Annotated in this window: 14 protein-coding genes; 7 read left to right on the forward strand and 7 right to left on the reverse strand. The window is 71.5% G+C overall.

The annotated features are described in order from the left end of the window. Positions 1 to 601: CaiB/BaiF CoA transferase family protein (locus BKE38_RS10430; RefSeq protein WP_242662309.1), on the reverse strand; the 601-nt coding region annotated here is incomplete at its 3' end. Between the two features lie 117 nt (positions 602 to 718). Here BKE38_RS10430 and BKE38_RS10435 point away from each other — a divergent pair. Further along, positions 719 to 1534, forward strand: coding sequence for a helix-turn-helix domain-containing protein (locus BKE38_RS10435; protein ID WP_076957281.1), 816 nt, complete (start codon positions 719 to 721; stop codon positions 1532 to 1534). 3 nt (positions 1535 to 1537) lie between these two features. On the opposite strand, the gene BKE38_RS10440 is transcribed toward BKE38_RS10435, so the two are convergent. Further along, positions 1538 to 2161: a flavin reductase family protein gene (locus BKE38_RS10440; RefSeq protein ID WP_076957256.1), complete on the reverse strand. Its 624-nt coding sequence runs from the start codon at positions 2159 to 2161 to the stop codon at positions 1538 to 1540. Positions 2162 to 2313: 152 nt separating this feature from the next. On the opposite strand from BKE38_RS10440, the gene BKE38_RS10445 reads away from it, so the two are divergent. After that, a complete protein-coding gene (locus BKE38_RS10445) occupies positions 2314 to 3720 on the forward strand; it encodes a hypothetical protein (protein ID WP_076957257.1) in 1407 nt (468 codons plus the stop codon). Here the strand turns inward: BKE38_RS10445 and BKE38_RS10450 are convergent. Next, positions 3717 to 4091, reverse strand: a complete 375-nt coding sequence (locus BKE38_RS10450; protein ID WP_242662310.1) for an NUDIX hydrolase — start codon at positions 4089 to 4091, stop codon at positions 3717 to 3719. The genes BKE38_RS10445 and BKE38_RS10450 overlap by 4 nt on opposite strands. A gap of 205 nt (positions 4092 to 4296) precedes the next feature. On the opposite strand from BKE38_RS10450, the gene BKE38_RS10455 reads away from it, so the two are divergent. Beyond that, entirely contained in the window at positions 4297 to 4941 is a 645-nt protein-coding gene (locus BKE38_RS10455; RefSeq protein WP_076957259.1) for a DUF47 domain-containing protein, read from the forward strand. Positions 4942 to 4946: 5 nt separating this feature from the next. Then, positions 4947 to 5951, forward strand: a complete 1005-nt coding sequence (locus BKE38_RS10460) for an inorganic phosphate transporter (protein ID WP_076957260.1) — start codon at positions 4947 to 4949, stop codon at positions 5949 to 5951. 48 nt (positions 5952 to 5999) lie between these two features. Here BKE38_RS10460 and BKE38_RS10465 read toward each other — a convergent pair whose 3' ends face one another. Both BKE38_RS10465 and BKE38_RS10470 read right to left on the reverse strand, forming a co-directional pair. Then, positions 6000 to 7001, reverse strand: coding sequence for an alpha/beta fold hydrolase (locus tag BKE38_RS10465; RefSeq protein ID WP_076957261.1), 1002 nt, complete (start codon positions 6999 to 7001; stop codon positions 6000 to 6002). Beyond that, positions 6998 to 8518, reverse strand: coding sequence for a M81 family metallopeptidase (locus tag BKE38_RS10470; protein WP_076957262.1), 1521 nt, complete (start codon positions 8516 to 8518; stop codon positions 6998 to 7000). The genes BKE38_RS10465 and BKE38_RS10470 overlap by 4 nt, the downstream gene beginning before the upstream one ends. A gap of 95 nt (positions 8519 to 8613) precedes the next feature. Between BKE38_RS10470 and BKE38_RS10475 the strand changes: the two genes are divergently transcribed. The 3 genes from BKE38_RS10475 to BKE38_RS10485 all read left to right on the forward strand — a co-directional run bounded on the left by BKE38_RS10475 (position 8614) and on the right by BKE38_RS10485 (position 11397). Then, a complete protein-coding gene (locus BKE38_RS10475; protein WP_076957282.1) occupies positions 8614 to 9051 on the forward strand; it encodes a YqaA family protein in 438 nt (145 codons plus the stop codon). A gap of 227 nt (positions 9052 to 9278) precedes the next feature. Beyond that, positions 9279 to 10358 (forward strand): helix-turn-helix transcriptional regulator, encoded by a 1080-nt coding sequence (locus BKE38_RS10480; RefSeq protein WP_076957263.1) that lies wholly within the window; start codon positions 9279 to 9281, stop codon positions 10356 to 10358. A 319-nt stretch (positions 10359 to 10677) separates the two neighbouring features. After that, positions 10678 to 11397 (forward strand): LysE family translocator, encoded by a 720-nt coding sequence (locus BKE38_RS10485; RefSeq protein WP_076957264.1) that lies wholly within the window; start codon positions 10678 to 10680, stop codon positions 11395 to 11397. A 10-nt stretch (positions 11398 to 11407) separates the two neighbouring features. On the opposite strand, the gene BKE38_RS10490 is transcribed toward BKE38_RS10485, so the two are convergent. Further along, entirely contained in the window at positions 11408 to 12688 is a 1281-nt protein-coding gene (locus tag BKE38_RS10490; RefSeq protein WP_076957265.1) for an ArgE/DapE family deacylase, read from the reverse strand. A gap of 198 nt (positions 12689 to 12886) precedes the next feature. Beyond that, entirely contained in the window at positions 12887 to 13603 is a 717-nt protein-coding gene (locus BKE38_RS10495) for a ribonuclease activity regulator RraA (RefSeq protein WP_076957266.1), read from the reverse strand. Positions 13604 to 13627 lie beyond the last annotated feature (24 nt).

Genomic DNA, 13627 nt, shown 5'->3' on the forward strand with positions numbered 1-13627 from the left:
CCGCCAGGATGGAGACCGCGGCATAGAGCCCGGTGAACAGGTCGCTGACCGGCAGGCCGACCTTCATCGGCCCGGCGCCGGCCGTGCCTTCGGGGCGGCCGGTGATGCTCATCAGCCCGGACATGCCCTGGACCAGGAAGTCATAGCCGCCGCGCCGGGCATAGGGGCCGGTCTGGCCGAAGCCGGTGACCGAGCAGTAGATCAGTCGCGGATTGGCGGCGCGCAGGCTTTCGGCATCCAGCCCGAAGCGGGCCAGGGCGCCGACGCGGAAATTCTCCACCACGACATCGGCCTGCAGCGCCAGTTGCCGCACCAGCGACGCGCCTTCAGCTTGGGAAAAGTCGATGGCCAGCGACCGCTTGTTGCGGTTGGCACAGAAGAAGTAGGCGGCGTCGGGCGACGGCAAGGAATCCGCCACGAAGGGCGGGCCCCAGCGGCGGGTGTCGTCGCCCCGGCCGGGCTGCTCGACCTTCAGCACCTCGGCGCCCAGGTCGCCCAGGATCTGCGAGGCCCAGGGCGCCGCCAGCACGCGCGACAGGTCCAGCACCTTCAGCCCGGCCAACGCCATCGGCTGCGCGGCATCGCCTTCCGCCTGGGCCATGCGGCCTTCTCTCCCTCGGTCGTTTCATTCGTTGAAATTCTATTTCAGAGGAACTATGGCATGGGGCGCGGCGCCTCGGGAAGCCCCATTCCGCGCCGCGCCAGGGAGAAGAGCTGCATGGCCTCCTACGAGCCGGTCACCGCGCTGCTGCGCGGGCTGGAGGTGCTGCGGGCGGTCAACCGCCTGCCGGTCGCGACGGTGAAGGATATCCATCGCCAGACCGGGCTGAACCAGCCCTCCGTGGTGCGGATGCTGGAGACGCTGATGCATGCCGGCTTCGTCACCCGCGACGGGCAGCAGGCGGTGTATCGCCCGACCGGCCGCACGCTGGAGCTCGGCGCCGGCTACGTCCTGCACCGGGAGGTGGGCGAGGCCGCCTCGCCGATCATGTCGGCGCTGCGGCGCCAGGTCGGCTGGCCGTCGGATGTCGCGGTCTTCGACGGCGACGCCATGGTGGTGGCGCATACCAGCCGCGGCGAGGGCCGTTTTCTTTTCGAACGGCGCCAGGGCTATCGGGCGCCGATCCTGGCGACGTCGCTGGGGCTTTCCTTCCTGGCCTTCAGCGAGCCGGGGCACAGGGCGCAGGCGCTGGCCCTCGCCGCCCGCTCGCCAGAACCCTGGAACGACGCAGCCCGCCATCCGGAGCGCGCCGAGGCGCTGTTCGCAAAGATCCGGGAAGACGGCTTCGCGGTGATGGACGAGGCCTATGCGCTGCGGGAGTACAATGGCCTGGCCAGCTCGATCGGCGTGCCGGTGATGGTCGGCGGCCAGGCGCGCGCCGCGGTCAACCTGATGTATCTGCGCGAGGCGATCGACCGCGACGGCGCCGCCACCCGCCTGCTGCCGGTGCTGCAGGAAGCGGCGGCGGAACTCGCCAAGGTCTTCGCCGGGCTGAATGCCGGCATCTGGCCAAGGCCCGCCCCGCCGTCCTGAACGCTACTTCGTCGGCCGCACCATGTCGAAGCGGTTGTCGGGCCCGATGGCGGCATAGGCGGTCGGGCCACCGGCGCGCATGACGACGCCGGAGTTGAAGGTGTCGTAGATGCCGTCCTTCAGCAGGTGGCTGGCGATGTGCACGGCGACGACCTCGGCCAGCACCAGCCAGCCCAGCGCCGGGCGGCCGTCATGCCCCTTCAGGTCGATGACGTCGCAGACCTTGCATTCGAAGCTGACCGGGCTTTCGGCGACGCGCGGGGCCGCGATGATGCGCGACGCCACCGGCGTCAGGCCGGCATGGGCAAATTCGTCCTGGCCATAGGGCAGCGGGGCGCAGGTGAGGTTCATCGCCTCGGCCAGGTCGCGGGTCACCAGGTTCCAGGCGAATTCCCGCGTCTCCCGCGCGTTGCGCAGGCTGTCCTTCGGCGCATGCGTCGTGGAGAAGCCGATGATCGGCGGGCTGTAGCAGAAGGCGTTGAAGAAGCTGTAGGGCGCGAGATTGAGCGACCCGTCGGTGCCTTTGGAAGAGATCCAGCCGATCGGGCGCGGGCCGATGATGGCGTTGAAGGGGTCGTGCGGCAGGCCGTGGCCCTTGGCGGGCTCGTAGAAATAGCTGTCGGTCATCGGTGCGGAGCCTTCTTGCGGTCGGCGCGCAGCCTGCCCCGCCCGCGGCGTCCTGGCGAGAGCCTGGCCAGGCCAACCTGTCGGTCTTGTTACCGGATCTTCATTCTCTGTAAGGGTAAGCAGGGCCGCCCCCCTGTCTTCCCGGAGAAGCAATGCCGGCCACGCTGCGCCGTCCTGCCCCTGCCATGCCGGCGCTGCGGCCGGTGGCCGAGGCTGGCCGCCTGGCCGCCTTCTTCCGCCCCGGCCCCCCGGCGCCGGCGGGCCAGCGCCGGCTGCTGGTCTCGCTGGCGCCGCGGCAGGAGACCCAGGCGGTCTGGGGGCTGGAATTCCTCGGCCGGTTCGAGGCCGGCCTGCTCGGCCTCGCCGATGCCGGGGCCGGCTGGTATCCGCAGGGCGACATGGCGGCGCTGCTGCCGAAGCTGCGCCCGATCCTGGCGGCGCATGACCGGGTGGTGCTCTATGGCTTCAGCATGGGGGCCTATGCGGCGCTGAAGTACAGCGGCGCGCTCGGCGCCGACGTCGTCCTGGCATTTGCCCCGCAGGCCTCGGTCGAGCCGGGCCTGGTCGGCGGCTTCGATGCACGGCGTCCGGCCTGCTTCTACCAGCCGCGGCTGCATGACGGCATGGCGGTGACGGCCTCCGACATCGGCGGGCTGGCGCTGGCCTTCCACGACCCGGCGCTGCCCGACGATGCCGGCCATGCCGCGCTGCTGGCGGCGACCGGCCGGGTGGCGGCCGTCGCCACTCCCTTCACCGGGCATGAGCCGGTGCGCTTCGCCAAATCCACCGGCCTGGTCGAGCGCCTGCTGCAGGCCGCCCTCGATGGCACGCTGACGGCCGGGGCGGCGCGGCGCTGGCGCCGGCAGGACCGCGCCCGCTGCCCGCATTACTGGCTGGCGCTGACCCAGGACGGGCTGCCGCGCGGCCGGGCCGCCGCGCTGCTGCCGCGGCTGGAGCGGGTGCAGCACGGCGCGCGCCGCCCGGCGCCGCTGCAGCTGGCGCGGCTGCTCGCCTTGCTGGAGACCGGCGCCGAGGCCGAGGCGCAAGCCGCGCTGCAGCGCTTCGCCCCCGCCCCGCGCGCCACGGTGGAGGAGCGCGTGGCGCTGTGGAAAGCCGCCGCCGGCCTCGGCCTGCCGCCGCCCGACGGGGCCGAGCCGCCGCCGCGCCCGCCGCTCGATGCCGCCTGGCGGCAGGTGATCGACTTCCTCGAGCCGCGCCTGGCGCCGCGCGACCGGGTCCTGGCACCGCTGCCCTTCTGGACCTACTTCGGCGGCTGCGCCCTGTCGGAACGGCCGCGCCCCGGGCCGCTGCCAGGCTGGGCGGTGCTGCACAAGGGTGGGCTGCACCCGCGCCAGGGCGACTTCCTGCGCGCGCTGACGCGGCAGGCCCGGCCGGTCTTCGGCAACGACGTCTTCGCCGTGTTCCGGACCGCCGGCACCGAGCCCGCGATGCCGCGCGATCGCCACCGCCGCGACCTGGAGCGGCGGCTGCGACAGGCGACCGGGGAAGCCGCCTGGCGCGGCAGGCTGGCCGCGGCCTGGCAGCGGATCGCCGGCTAGACCCGATAGTCGCGCAGCAGGACGGACAGCTCGGGCTCGATCACCAGCTTGGCGGCCGCGGCCAGGCTGAACCAGCCGGTCTCGCGCTCGGCGCGCTCGGGCCAGTCGTCCAGCTGGCGCTCGACCCAGAGCGGGAAGACGCCGACCGTGCAGGGCACGAAGCGGCCGTCGCGCAGCTCCTTGTCGTAATGGTATTCGCCGACGGCCAGGGGCTCCATGCGGCCCTGCAGCCCGGCTTCCTCATAGGCTTCCTTGGCGGCGAGCTCATGCGGGCAGAGGCCCGGCTCGGCCCAGCCCTTGGGCAGCACCCAGCGGCGCGTGCGCCGGCTGGTCAGCAGCATCACCTGCAGCTCGGAGCCCTGCCGGCGCAACGGCAGGGCGGCGTATTGGCGGCCCCCTATGGTCTTGGCCGTAGCCCTCTTGGCGGAATCTGTCATGGAACTGACATAATAGTGCTATGGACGCCCCCAGTGAAGGGCAGTCGCAGGACAACCCTCGATTGCATTACGCGTGGTTTATTGCGCCGCCATGAACTGTCCATGACAGTCTGATGACCAGCGCCGGGAGTGTTCGCGCATGCTGTCCCTGTTTCGCCGGCTGATGCCGCGCGAGGAACGCTTCTTCGACCTCTTCGCCCGCCATGCGGATTGCGTCGTGCGCGGGGCGGAGGCGCTGCGCGGCATGCTGGAGGGCGGCACCGCGGTGCAGCAGCATTTCCCCGCGGTGCTGGCGGCCGAGGACGAGGCGGACGCGGTGACGCGGGAGGTGGTGCAGGCGGTGCGGCGCACCTTCGTCACCCCCTTCGACCGCGGCGACATCCAGGCGCTGATCGGGCGGATGGACGACACGGTCGACCAGATGAAGAAGACCGCCAAGGCCGTGGTCTTCTTCGAGATGGCCGAGTTCGACGAGGACTACCGCCGGATGGGCGACCAGGTGCTGCGCGCCGCCCGGCTGCTGCGCGAGGCGGTGCCGCTGCTGGCGCGGATCAGCGCCAATGCCGGTCAGATCGGCGTGGTCTGCGAGGCGATCCGCGCCGTCGAGGGCGAGGCCGACGACATCCACGACGCTGGCGTCACCGCGCTGTTCCGCAACGCCGCGCCCGACCAGGTGCTGCGCTTCATCGCGGCGCGCGAGGTGCTCGACCTGCTGGAGAAGACGGTCGACCGCTTCGACGATGCGGCGAACGAGATCGAGACCATCGTCGTCGAGCACGTGTGACAGGCATGGATGCGACCCTGGCCCTGCCGCTGCTGATCGGGCTGATCGGCGTGGCGCTGCTGTTCGATTTCCTGAACGGCCTGCATGACGCGGCGAATGCCATCGCCACCATCGTCTCCACCCGGGTGCTGCGGCCGCAATATGCGGTGATGTGGGCCGCATTCTTCAACTTCATCGCCTTCCTGTTCTTCGGCCTGCATGTGGCGGGCACCATCGGGACGGGGATCGTCGAGGCCGGGATCATCGATCCGGCGGTGATCTTCGCGGCGCTGATGGGGGCGATCGCCTGGAACCTGATCACCTGGGGCTTCGGCATCCCTTCCTCGAGCTCGCATGCGCTGGTGGGGGGGATCCTGGGCGCCGGCACGGTGAAGGCGGGGTTCGGGGTGATCGTCTGGTCGGGCCTCGGCAAGACGCTGGCGGCGATCGTGCTGTCGCCGCTGGTCGGGCTGCTGCTGTCGCTGCTGCTGGTGCTGATCGTCTCCTGGGTCTTCGTGCGGCAGACGCCCTTCGTGGTCGACAGCAGCTTCCGGCTGCTGCAGTTCGTCTCGGCCTCGCTCTATTCGCTGGGGCATGGCGGCAACGACGCGCAGAAGACCATGGGGATCATCGCCGTGCTGCTCTATTCCCAGGGGCTGACAGGCGGCGAGTTCCATGTGCCGCTCTGGGTGGTGCTGTCCTGCCACACGGCGATGGGGCTGGGGACGCTGATGGGCGGCTGGCGCATCGTGCACACCATGGGGTCGAGGATCACCCGGCTGACGCCGATGCAGGGTTTCTGCGCCGAGACGGGCGGCGCGATCACGCTGTTCGTGGCGACGGGCCTGGGCGTGCCGGTCTCGACCACGCACACCATCACCGGCGCCATCGTGGGCGTCGGCGCCGCGCGGCGGGCGTCGGCGGTGCGCTGGGGCGTCGCCGGAAATATCGTGATCGCCTGGGTGGTGACCTTGCCGGCCGCGGCCCTGATCGCCGCCGTGACCTATCTCGTCGTGGATCTCGTGGGATAGGGAAAAGAAGGGGTCCAGGGGAATTCCTTCCCCTGGCCTTGCTTGCTCTCAGGCAAGCCAGTCGTTCACCGCCGCCCGGATGAAGGCGATGTCCTGCGGATTGCCGATCGGGTTGCCGGCGCGGTGTCCCCAGATGCTGGGGATGGGGCTGAGCTGCCCGTGCCGCAGGAAGGGCAGCTCGGCCTCGTTGTCGGCGGTGCGGAAATAGAGGTCGGTCGCCCCCGGCATCAGCAGCATGCGGGCCTTGATGGCGCGCAGCGCCCGTTCCAGGTCGCCCTGATAGAGCGGGTTGGCGCTGATGTCGCCGGCGTCCCAGCAGCGCAGCTGGGCATGCAGGTTGGCGGCATCGCGCGCCAGGTAGCGTTCCTCCCAGCCGGTCAGGAAGGTCTCCAGATCCGGCGCGCCCGAGGTCGAGAGATGCAGCCCGGCGCGGTAGAAATCCTGGCTGAGGGCCCAGCCGGCATAGATGCGGCCGAAGGCGCGCAGCGCCGCGGTGGGGGGCGCCGCGAAGCGGCCATTGCCGGTATGCTCGGGCGCCGCTTCCAGCACCGCCAGCAGGGAGCGGAGAAAGACCTGGTTGTGGACCGCGGTGCGGGCGCTGCCGCAGTTGATCACCGCCGCGCCCACGGCCTCGGGGAAGCAGGCGGCCCAGTGATAGGCCTGCTGCGCGCCCATCGACCAGCCATAGACCGCGTGCAGCTTCTCGACGCCGAAGACGTCTTGCAGCAGCCGGCGCTGGGCATGGACATTGTCCCAGGCGGTGACCAGCGACGGATAGTCCGGCGTGTTGGACGGGCTGGAGGACAGGCCGTTGCCGAACATGTCGATCTGCACGATGCAGAAGCGCGTCGGGTCCAGCACGCCGTCAGGCCCGATCAGCCATTCCAGCTCCGGATGCTGCGCGCCGTAGCTGGTCGGATAGAGCACCAGATTGTCGCGCGCCGCGTTCAGCGTGCCATGGCGCTTCCAGCCAAGTTCCGCCGAGGCGATGGTCTCGCCGGACACCGTCAAAAAATCGCCGAGGGCGAAGCGGCCGGCCTCGCTGCTCATGCCGCGCCTCCGGTGGTGCTGGACGGGTCGCCGGCGCGCAGCCGGAGGCCGGGGCGCAGGTGGCGGAAGGGCAGCGTCGAGGGATCGGCGATGACCGGGCCCGGCGCGGCAGCGACGATGATGCGCTCGGCGATCGGCGTGTAGTCGGCGCGGAAATGCACCGAGGATTTCAGCGCCACGATGGTGCAGCCGGCAGGGTCCACGCCCAGGTGCCGCAGGATCGCCTGGTCATAGGCCTGGGTCTTGCGGCTGGCGACCATGACGCGGATGCCCGGGGCGAATTCCAGCAGCGCGCAGGGGCCGAGCCGCGCCCGGTTGCCCTGCCCCATCGGGCCGGTCAGCACGAAGTCGCCGTCGCCCAGCGCCAGCACCCGCGCCCGGCCGCGGAACGGCACGCCGTCCGACTTGCCGCCCAGCGCCAGGTCGAGCTCCGCCCCCTGCCCCGCCGCATGGGCGGCTGCGGCGGAGTCCGCGTCGTTGATCAGGCAGAGCACGGCGCCGCGCGCGCCCTGCGCCACCAGCTCGGCCAGCAGCCCGGTGGTGTCGGCATGGCCGCCGCCGCCGGGATTGTCCTGGGTGTCGGCGATGATCACCGGCCGCCGCGCGCCCATGGCCGATTGCAGCGCCAGCGTCACCGCTTGCTTCACCGGCATGGCGTCCGGCGTGAATTTCTTTTCGGAGGCATCGAGCAGGGCGGCCAGCTCGGCGGTCGCGGCATCGGCCTGCGCCTGGCTCTCCGCATGGCAGGAGATAGCGACGCCACAATCGGCAAAGTCGGCATAGGGGAAGCCGAAGCAGAAGCCGAGCTCGGCCACGCCATGCTTCGCGGCGATGGCGGCGCGGGCGGCCATGATGCCCTGCATCGGCTCGGCCATGGTGCATTGCGCGCTGAGGCCCATCCAATAGTCCAGCTGCCGGAAGGCTTTCTCCCACGGCTTGCCGCGGGCGATGCGCGCCAGGAGAAGCTCCGCGGCGCGGGCGCCGGTCTCGCGCTTGTCGATATGCGGATAGGTGCGGTAGGGCACCACCACGTCGCTGGCCGCGACCATCGCCGCGGTCAGGTTGGCATGCGGGTCCAGGCTGATGGCGACCGGCACCTCGGGACCCAGGATGCGGCGCAGCCGGGTCAGCAGCTCGCCCTCGGCATCGGGGATGCTGTCGGCCAGGGCCGCGCCATGCAGGTCGAGATAGACGCCGTCCAGCGGCGCCTCGAGCAGCGCGTCGGAGATGTCGGCCAGCAGCATCGCGGCGATGCGCTCGAAGGCGCTGTCCTGGATCGGGCCGGCCGGCATCGCCAGGCACCAGAGCAGCGGCAGCTGCGTGACGCCGGCCGCCGCCAGCACCGGCATGGCGCCGGCCAGCGCGGTCTGGGTGCCGTCCAGCGCCGCCGGCAGGGCCGGTCCCCGGGTCAGCGGCGGGAAGCCGCCCGGGCGCTGGAAATCGGCGAAGACGGTTGGCTGCGGCGCAAAGGAATGCGACTCGTGCTGGAAGCCACCGATGGCGATGCGAAGCGACATGCTGGTCCCTCAGTCTGCGGCCTTCCATTGAGCAGATCGGCGCGTCCTGGTCGAGGGGGGTAGCGCGGCGGTCCATCGCCGCTATGGTGCGCGCCATGCAGGATCTGGCCGCCTATTCGGGGTTGTTCGCGGCGGCGCTGCTGGCCGCGACCATCCTGCCGATGCAGTCCGAGGCGGCCCTGGTCGGGCTGCTGCTGACCGAGCGGTTCTCGGTCGCGCTGCTGCTGCTGGTGGCGACGCTGGGCAATGTGCTGGGCTCGGTGGTGAACTGGTGGCTGGGCCGGCAGGTGGCGCGCTTCCAGGACCGCCGCTGGTTCCCGGCGAGCCCGGCCGCGCTGGCCCGCGCCCAGCGCTGGTACCGAAGGTTCGGCCGCTGGTCGCTGCTGCTCAGCTGGCTGCCGGTGGTGGGCGACCCGCTCACCCTGGTGGCGGGAACGCTGCGCGAGCGGCTGCTGCCCTTCCTGGCGCTGGTGACCCTGGCCAAGGCCGGGCGCTATCTGGTGCTGGCCGGCATCACGCTGGGCTGGGGCTGATCCGCGCCGGCGTTGCGCCCGGCGAAAAGGCCTGGAAAGAAGCCAGTGGCCCAGCGGCGGACCAATGCAAGACTTGGATTCTCCGCTGCTGCAGCGTGGCAAAAGACGTTCCGTCTGCCGATCTTGTGTTCGCCCGCTCGGCAGACGCCTGGGCGCGCCATGCTAAGCAGCGCGCTTCCGCAACGGTCGCGCCGATCCCGCCGCGCGGCGGGAGAGGCGCCCTGGCCATGGTCGAGATCGACGCGCTGGTGGACCGGATCTATGAATCCGCGCTGCTGCCGGACCGCTGGGAGGCGACGCTGGAGAGCCTGCGCGAGCGCTCGGCCTCGGCCAGCGCCACGCTGCTGCTGCTGCGCGCGGACACCGCGCCGCGCCATCGCGGCACCCCGCTGCTGCAGCCGGCGCTGCGGCAGTTCAGCGAAGGCGAAGCCTGGCGCAGCAATCTCCGCGTCGCGCGGCTGGCCGCCCGCGGCGAGGCCGGCTTCCTGCTGGCGGATGACTGCCTGTCGGAGCGCGAGCTGCAGAATGACTGGGTGGAGCAGACGCTGAAGCGCCTCGGCCTCGGCTTCCAGCTCGGCATGATGATCCCGATGCCGACCGGCGACTTCATCACCTTCACCCTGGAGCGCTGGCGCGAGGCGGGGCCGCATCCGCCGGCGATGCGGCGGTTCATCGACACGCTGCGGCCGCATCTGGCGCGGGCCGGGCTGATGGCGTCGCGCCTGGGGCTGGAGCGCGCTCAGGCGGCGGTGGAGACGCTGCAGGCGCTGGGCCTGCCCGCCGCCGTGGTGGCCCCCGGGGAGCGGCTGGTCGCCGCCAATGCCGGCTTCCTGCAGAGCCCGGCCATCCTGGCGCTGGCGCGCGACCGCATCGCGCTGCAGGGCGCCGCCGATGCCGAGTTCCGCCGGACCCTGGCGGCGGCGACCGCGGCCGGCGGCGTCGCCTCGCGCTCGCTGCCGGTGCGCGACCGCGAGGGCCAGGCCAGCGTGGTGCATCTGCTGCCGCTGCGCGGCGCGGCGCGCGACCTGTTCACCGGCGCGCGGCTGCTGCTGGTGGTCACCGGCATCGGCCCGCTGCGGGCGCCCGACGGGGCGCTGCTGAGCAGCCTGTTCGACCTGACCGCGGCCGAGATCCGGCTGGTGCGCGGCCTGGTCGGCGGCCACACGCTGAAGAGCATCGCTGAGCAGGGGCCGGTCGCGCTGTCGACGCTGCGCACGCAGCTGGTCTCGGTGTTCCGCAAGACCGGCACGGCGCGGCAGTCGGAGCTGCTGGCGCTGATCGCCTCGCTCTCGGTGGTGCAACGCTGATCACGGGCTTGTGCGGGAATAAATCGACGCCTGCTCCGGTCGGCGAGTTTGCTGTGCAGGACTGGAATCGATGAAAATGACGACAGGAATCTCGCGCCCCCTGCGGCTCACGTTCTGTCGATTGTTGCTTCAACCAAATGGATGATGTGGCGCCCCCGCGGCGCGGCCAGGAATGCCGCTGACCTGCGGTCGGGGGGATCCGGCGGAGCGCAGGCCACGGCCGAAAGGATGCCGCCATGCCGCTGCCCACCGCCGCCCTGCTCTTCCTGCTGCTGCTGGCGCCACCCGCCGCGGCGCGCGCCTGGCTGGCTGCCGCGCGATGATCGATCTCCAGGCTTCCGGCGGCGAGCTGCTGCGCGGCGCCGCCCTCGGCATCGCGGTCGCCGCCCCGATCGGGCCGACCGCGCTGCTCTGCATCCAGCGCACCCTGGCCGGCGGGCCGCGCGCCGGCATGGCGGCGGGCTATGGCGCGGCGACGGTGCACACGCTCTATGCCGCGATCGCCGCGATCGGGCTGATCGCGCTGAGCCAGGCGGACACGCCGCTCGGCCGCGTGCTGCAGCTGGGAAGCGCGCTCTTCCTGCTGCGGCTGGCTTGGAAGGCGCTGCGCTCGCGGCCGCAGCTGGCGCCCAGCGGCGGCGCGGCGCAGCCCTGGCGCGCCTATGCCATGGGTCTGGCCTGGACGCTGTCGAACCCGCTGACGCTGGTCAGCTTCGCCGCGCTGTCGCCGGCGATCCTCGGCCAGGAGATGCGGCCCTGGCAGGACCTGCCGCTGCTGGCCGGTGGCGTGGCGCTGGGCTCCTGCCTGTGGTGGACGCTGCTGGCGGGTGTCGTGGGCTGCCTGCGCAGCCGGCTGAACGCCGGCAGGCTGCGGCTGGCGAACATGGCGACCGGCGCGGCGCTGGGCGGCTTCGGCCTGCTGGTGCTGGCCAGCGCGGCGGGCCTCCCGCTGCGCGCACCCGCCGCGCCGGTGATCGTCGCGGTGGCGGTGCCCCAGGCGGCGGCGAGCGAATTCCTGCCCGCCGCGCCACCGCCGTGACGCGCTGTCCTCAGGCTTCCTCGACGCCGCACCAGCCGGCGACGAAGGCGGCGATGGCACGCGTCGTGTCGCGGATCGAGGCGATCTCGACGCGCTCGTTGAAGCCATGGATCTGCTCGGCGCGCGGGCCGTAGCAGAAGGCCGGGATGCCGTAGAAACGCGTGTAGAAGCGCGCATCGTTCAGCCCGGTGCCGGCGCGGCTCGCCAGCGGCGTGTCGGTGACGGTCGCATGGGCGGCGCGCAGCATGTCGACCGGCGCCTTGGCATTCTCGAGGACATAGCCATGGCTGAGATAGCCCGACCAGACCAGCTCCGGCGGGTTGTTGGCGAGGAAGGGATCCTTCTGCGCGGCAGCGCGGACGCAGGCCTCGATCTCGCGCTGGCAGGTGGCGACGTCCCAGCCGGGCAGGATGGCGATGCGGCAGTCGATGTCACACCAGGCCGGCACGCTCGACGCCCAGTCGCCGCCGCGGATGATGCCCGGGTTGAAGTTGATCGGGCGCGGGATGCCGGCGTAGTGCGGGTCGGATTCCGCACGCCTGTTCCACTCGGCTTCAAGCCCCTCCAGCCCGTTGATCAGGCGATAGGCGGCCTTGATGGCGTTGGACCCGGTGCCGGCATAGGCGACATGCACGGGGATGCCGCGCACCTTCAGGCGGAACCACAACACGCCCACGCAGACATCGGTGATGGTGCCGGCGCTGGGCTCGGGCAGCAGGGCGCAATCGGCGCGATAGCCGCGCTGCAGGGTGGAGAGGGCGCCGACGCCGGTGCTCTCCTCCTCGATCACCGACTGGAAATGCAGCCGGCCCTTCAGCTTCAGCCCCGCCGCATGCAACGCGTCGACGGCGTAGAGCGCCGCGATGGTGCCCGACTTCATGTCGCCGGCGCCGCGGCCATACATCCAGCCGTCGCGGATGACGGGGGCGAAGGGCGCGCTGTCCCACATCTCGATCGGGCCGGCGGGGACGACGTCGCAATGGCCCTGCAGGATCAGTGAGCGGCCGGTCTCCTGCGCCGGGCGCAGCGTGCCGACGACGGTGCGGGCCCTGGAGAAGTCATGCTCGATGACGCCGCAATCGGGCAGCGGCTTCAGGTCCTCCATGTCGATCTGCCAGTCGTCGACGGTATAGCCGCGGGCGCGCAGCAGGTCGGCCATCATGTCCTGCGCCGGCCCCTCGGCGCCGCGGGTCGAGGGGATGGCGGAGAAGCGCATCGTGGTGTCGATCTGCGCGTCGAAATTCCGGTCCACCGCGGCGGCGATGCGGGCGGCGAGGGCGGGGTCGATCATGCGGCAAGCCTCCTGGGGATCGCCGAGCCTCGCAGCATTCTTGCCAGATGATCAGAGGGGGTTTGCCAAGCCGCAGCCATGGCTCTGAAAACAAACCGCTTCCGGCGCGGGGCGGCGCCGGAAGCGGGGGGCCGCGCGAGTCGCGGCATCGCTCTGCGATTCCCGGCGCCGTGGTCACGGCGCCGTGGTCTCAGCGGATCAGCGGTTGTTCGCCTTCCGCCATTCCTTGAACACGTCCAGGTTGGCCTCATCCGTCGGCGGATAAAGTCCCAGAATGCTTTGCCCACCGCGGACCTTCTCGGTGACGAAGTCCTCGAAGGCGGTCATCTCGGTGGCTTCCTCGGCGATCTCGTCGGCCAGATGCGCCGGGATGATGATGACACCGTCGGCATCGCCCACCACCACGTCGCCCGGGAAGACCGGCGCGTCGCCGCAGCCGATCGGCACGTTGATGTCGATCGCCTGGTGCAGCGTCAGGTTGGTCGGCGCCGAGGGCCGCGCATGATAGGCGGGCATGTCCAGCGAGGCGATCTCCGCGCTGTCGCGGAAGCCGCCATCGGTGACCACGCCGGCGACGCCGCGCTGCTGCAGCCGGGTCACCAGGATGCCGCCGGCCGAGGCGGCGCGCGGGTCCTTGCGGCTGTCCATCACCAGCACGGCGCCGGGCGGGCAGTCTTCCACCGCCTTGCGTTGCGGATGGGCGCGATCGCGGAAGGCGGCCAGGGTGTTCAGATCCTCGCGCGCCGGCATGTAGCGCAGGGTGAAGGCCTCGCCGACCATGGTCTCGGCGCGCTCGCGCAGCGGGCGGACGCCCTGCACCATCTGGTTGCGCAGGCCGCGCTTGAACAGGGCGGTCGCGAGCGTCGCCGTGCTCACCTGCTTCAGCTTGTCGCGGGTCTCGGGGCTCAGGGCCATGGGGTTCTTCTCGTCTCGTCGCGG

The organism is Teichococcus deserti (assembly GCF_001982615.1).
In the GTDB taxonomy this organism is placed as follows: Bacteria; Pseudomonadota; Alphaproteobacteria; order Acetobacterales; family Acetobacteraceae; genus Pseudoroseomonas; species Pseudoroseomonas deserti.

Excerpts from the sequence above, each read along its gene's own strand:
- BKE38_RS10465 (WP_076957261.1), bottom strand. The coding sequence starts at position 7,001 with ATGAGCAGCGAGGCCGGCCGCTTCGCCCTCGGCGATTTTTTGACGGTG.
- BKE38_RS10460 (WP_076957260.1), top strand. The coding sequence starts at position 4,947 with ATGGATGCGACCCTGGCCCTGCCGCTGCTGATCGGGCTGATCGGCGTG.
- BKE38_RS10485 (WP_076957264.1), top strand. The coding sequence starts at position 10,678 with ATGATCGATCTCCAGGCTTCCGGCGGCGAGCTGCTGCGCGGCGCCGCC.
- BKE38_RS10480 (WP_076957263.1), top strand. The coding sequence starts at position 9,279 with ATGGTCGAGATCGACGCGCTGGTGGACCGGATCTATGAATCCGCGCTG.
- BKE38_RS10490 (WP_076957265.1), bottom strand. The coding sequence starts at position 12,688 with ATGATCGACCCCGCCCTCGCCGCCCGCATCGCCGCCGCGGTGGACCGG.
- BKE38_RS10475 (WP_076957282.1), top strand. The coding sequence starts at position 8,614 with ATGCAGGATCTGGCCGCCTATTCGGGGTTGTTCGCGGCGGCGCTGCTG.
- BKE38_RS10435 (WP_076957281.1), top strand. The coding sequence starts at position 719 with ATGGCCTCCTACGAGCCGGTCACCGCGCTGCTGCGCGGGCTGGAGGTG.
- BKE38_RS10455 (WP_076957259.1), top strand. The coding sequence starts at position 4,297 with ATGCTGTCCCTGTTTCGCCGGCTGATGCCGCGCGAGGAACGCTTCTTC.
- BKE38_RS10440 (WP_076957256.1), bottom strand. The coding sequence starts at position 2,161 with ATGACCGACAGCTATTTCTACGAGCCCGCCAAGGGCCACGGCCTGCCG.
- BKE38_RS10495 (WP_076957266.1), bottom strand. The coding sequence starts at position 13,603 with ATGGCCCTGAGCCCCGAGACCCGCGACAAGCTGAAGCAGGTGAGCACG.
- BKE38_RS10470 (WP_076957262.1), bottom strand. The coding sequence starts at position 8,518 with ATGTCGCTTCGCATCGCCATCGGTGGCTTCCAGCACGAGTCGCATTCC.
- BKE38_RS10445 (WP_076957257.1), top strand. The coding sequence starts at position 2,314 with ATGCCGGCCACGCTGCGCCGTCCTGCCCCTGCCATGCCGGCGCTGCGG.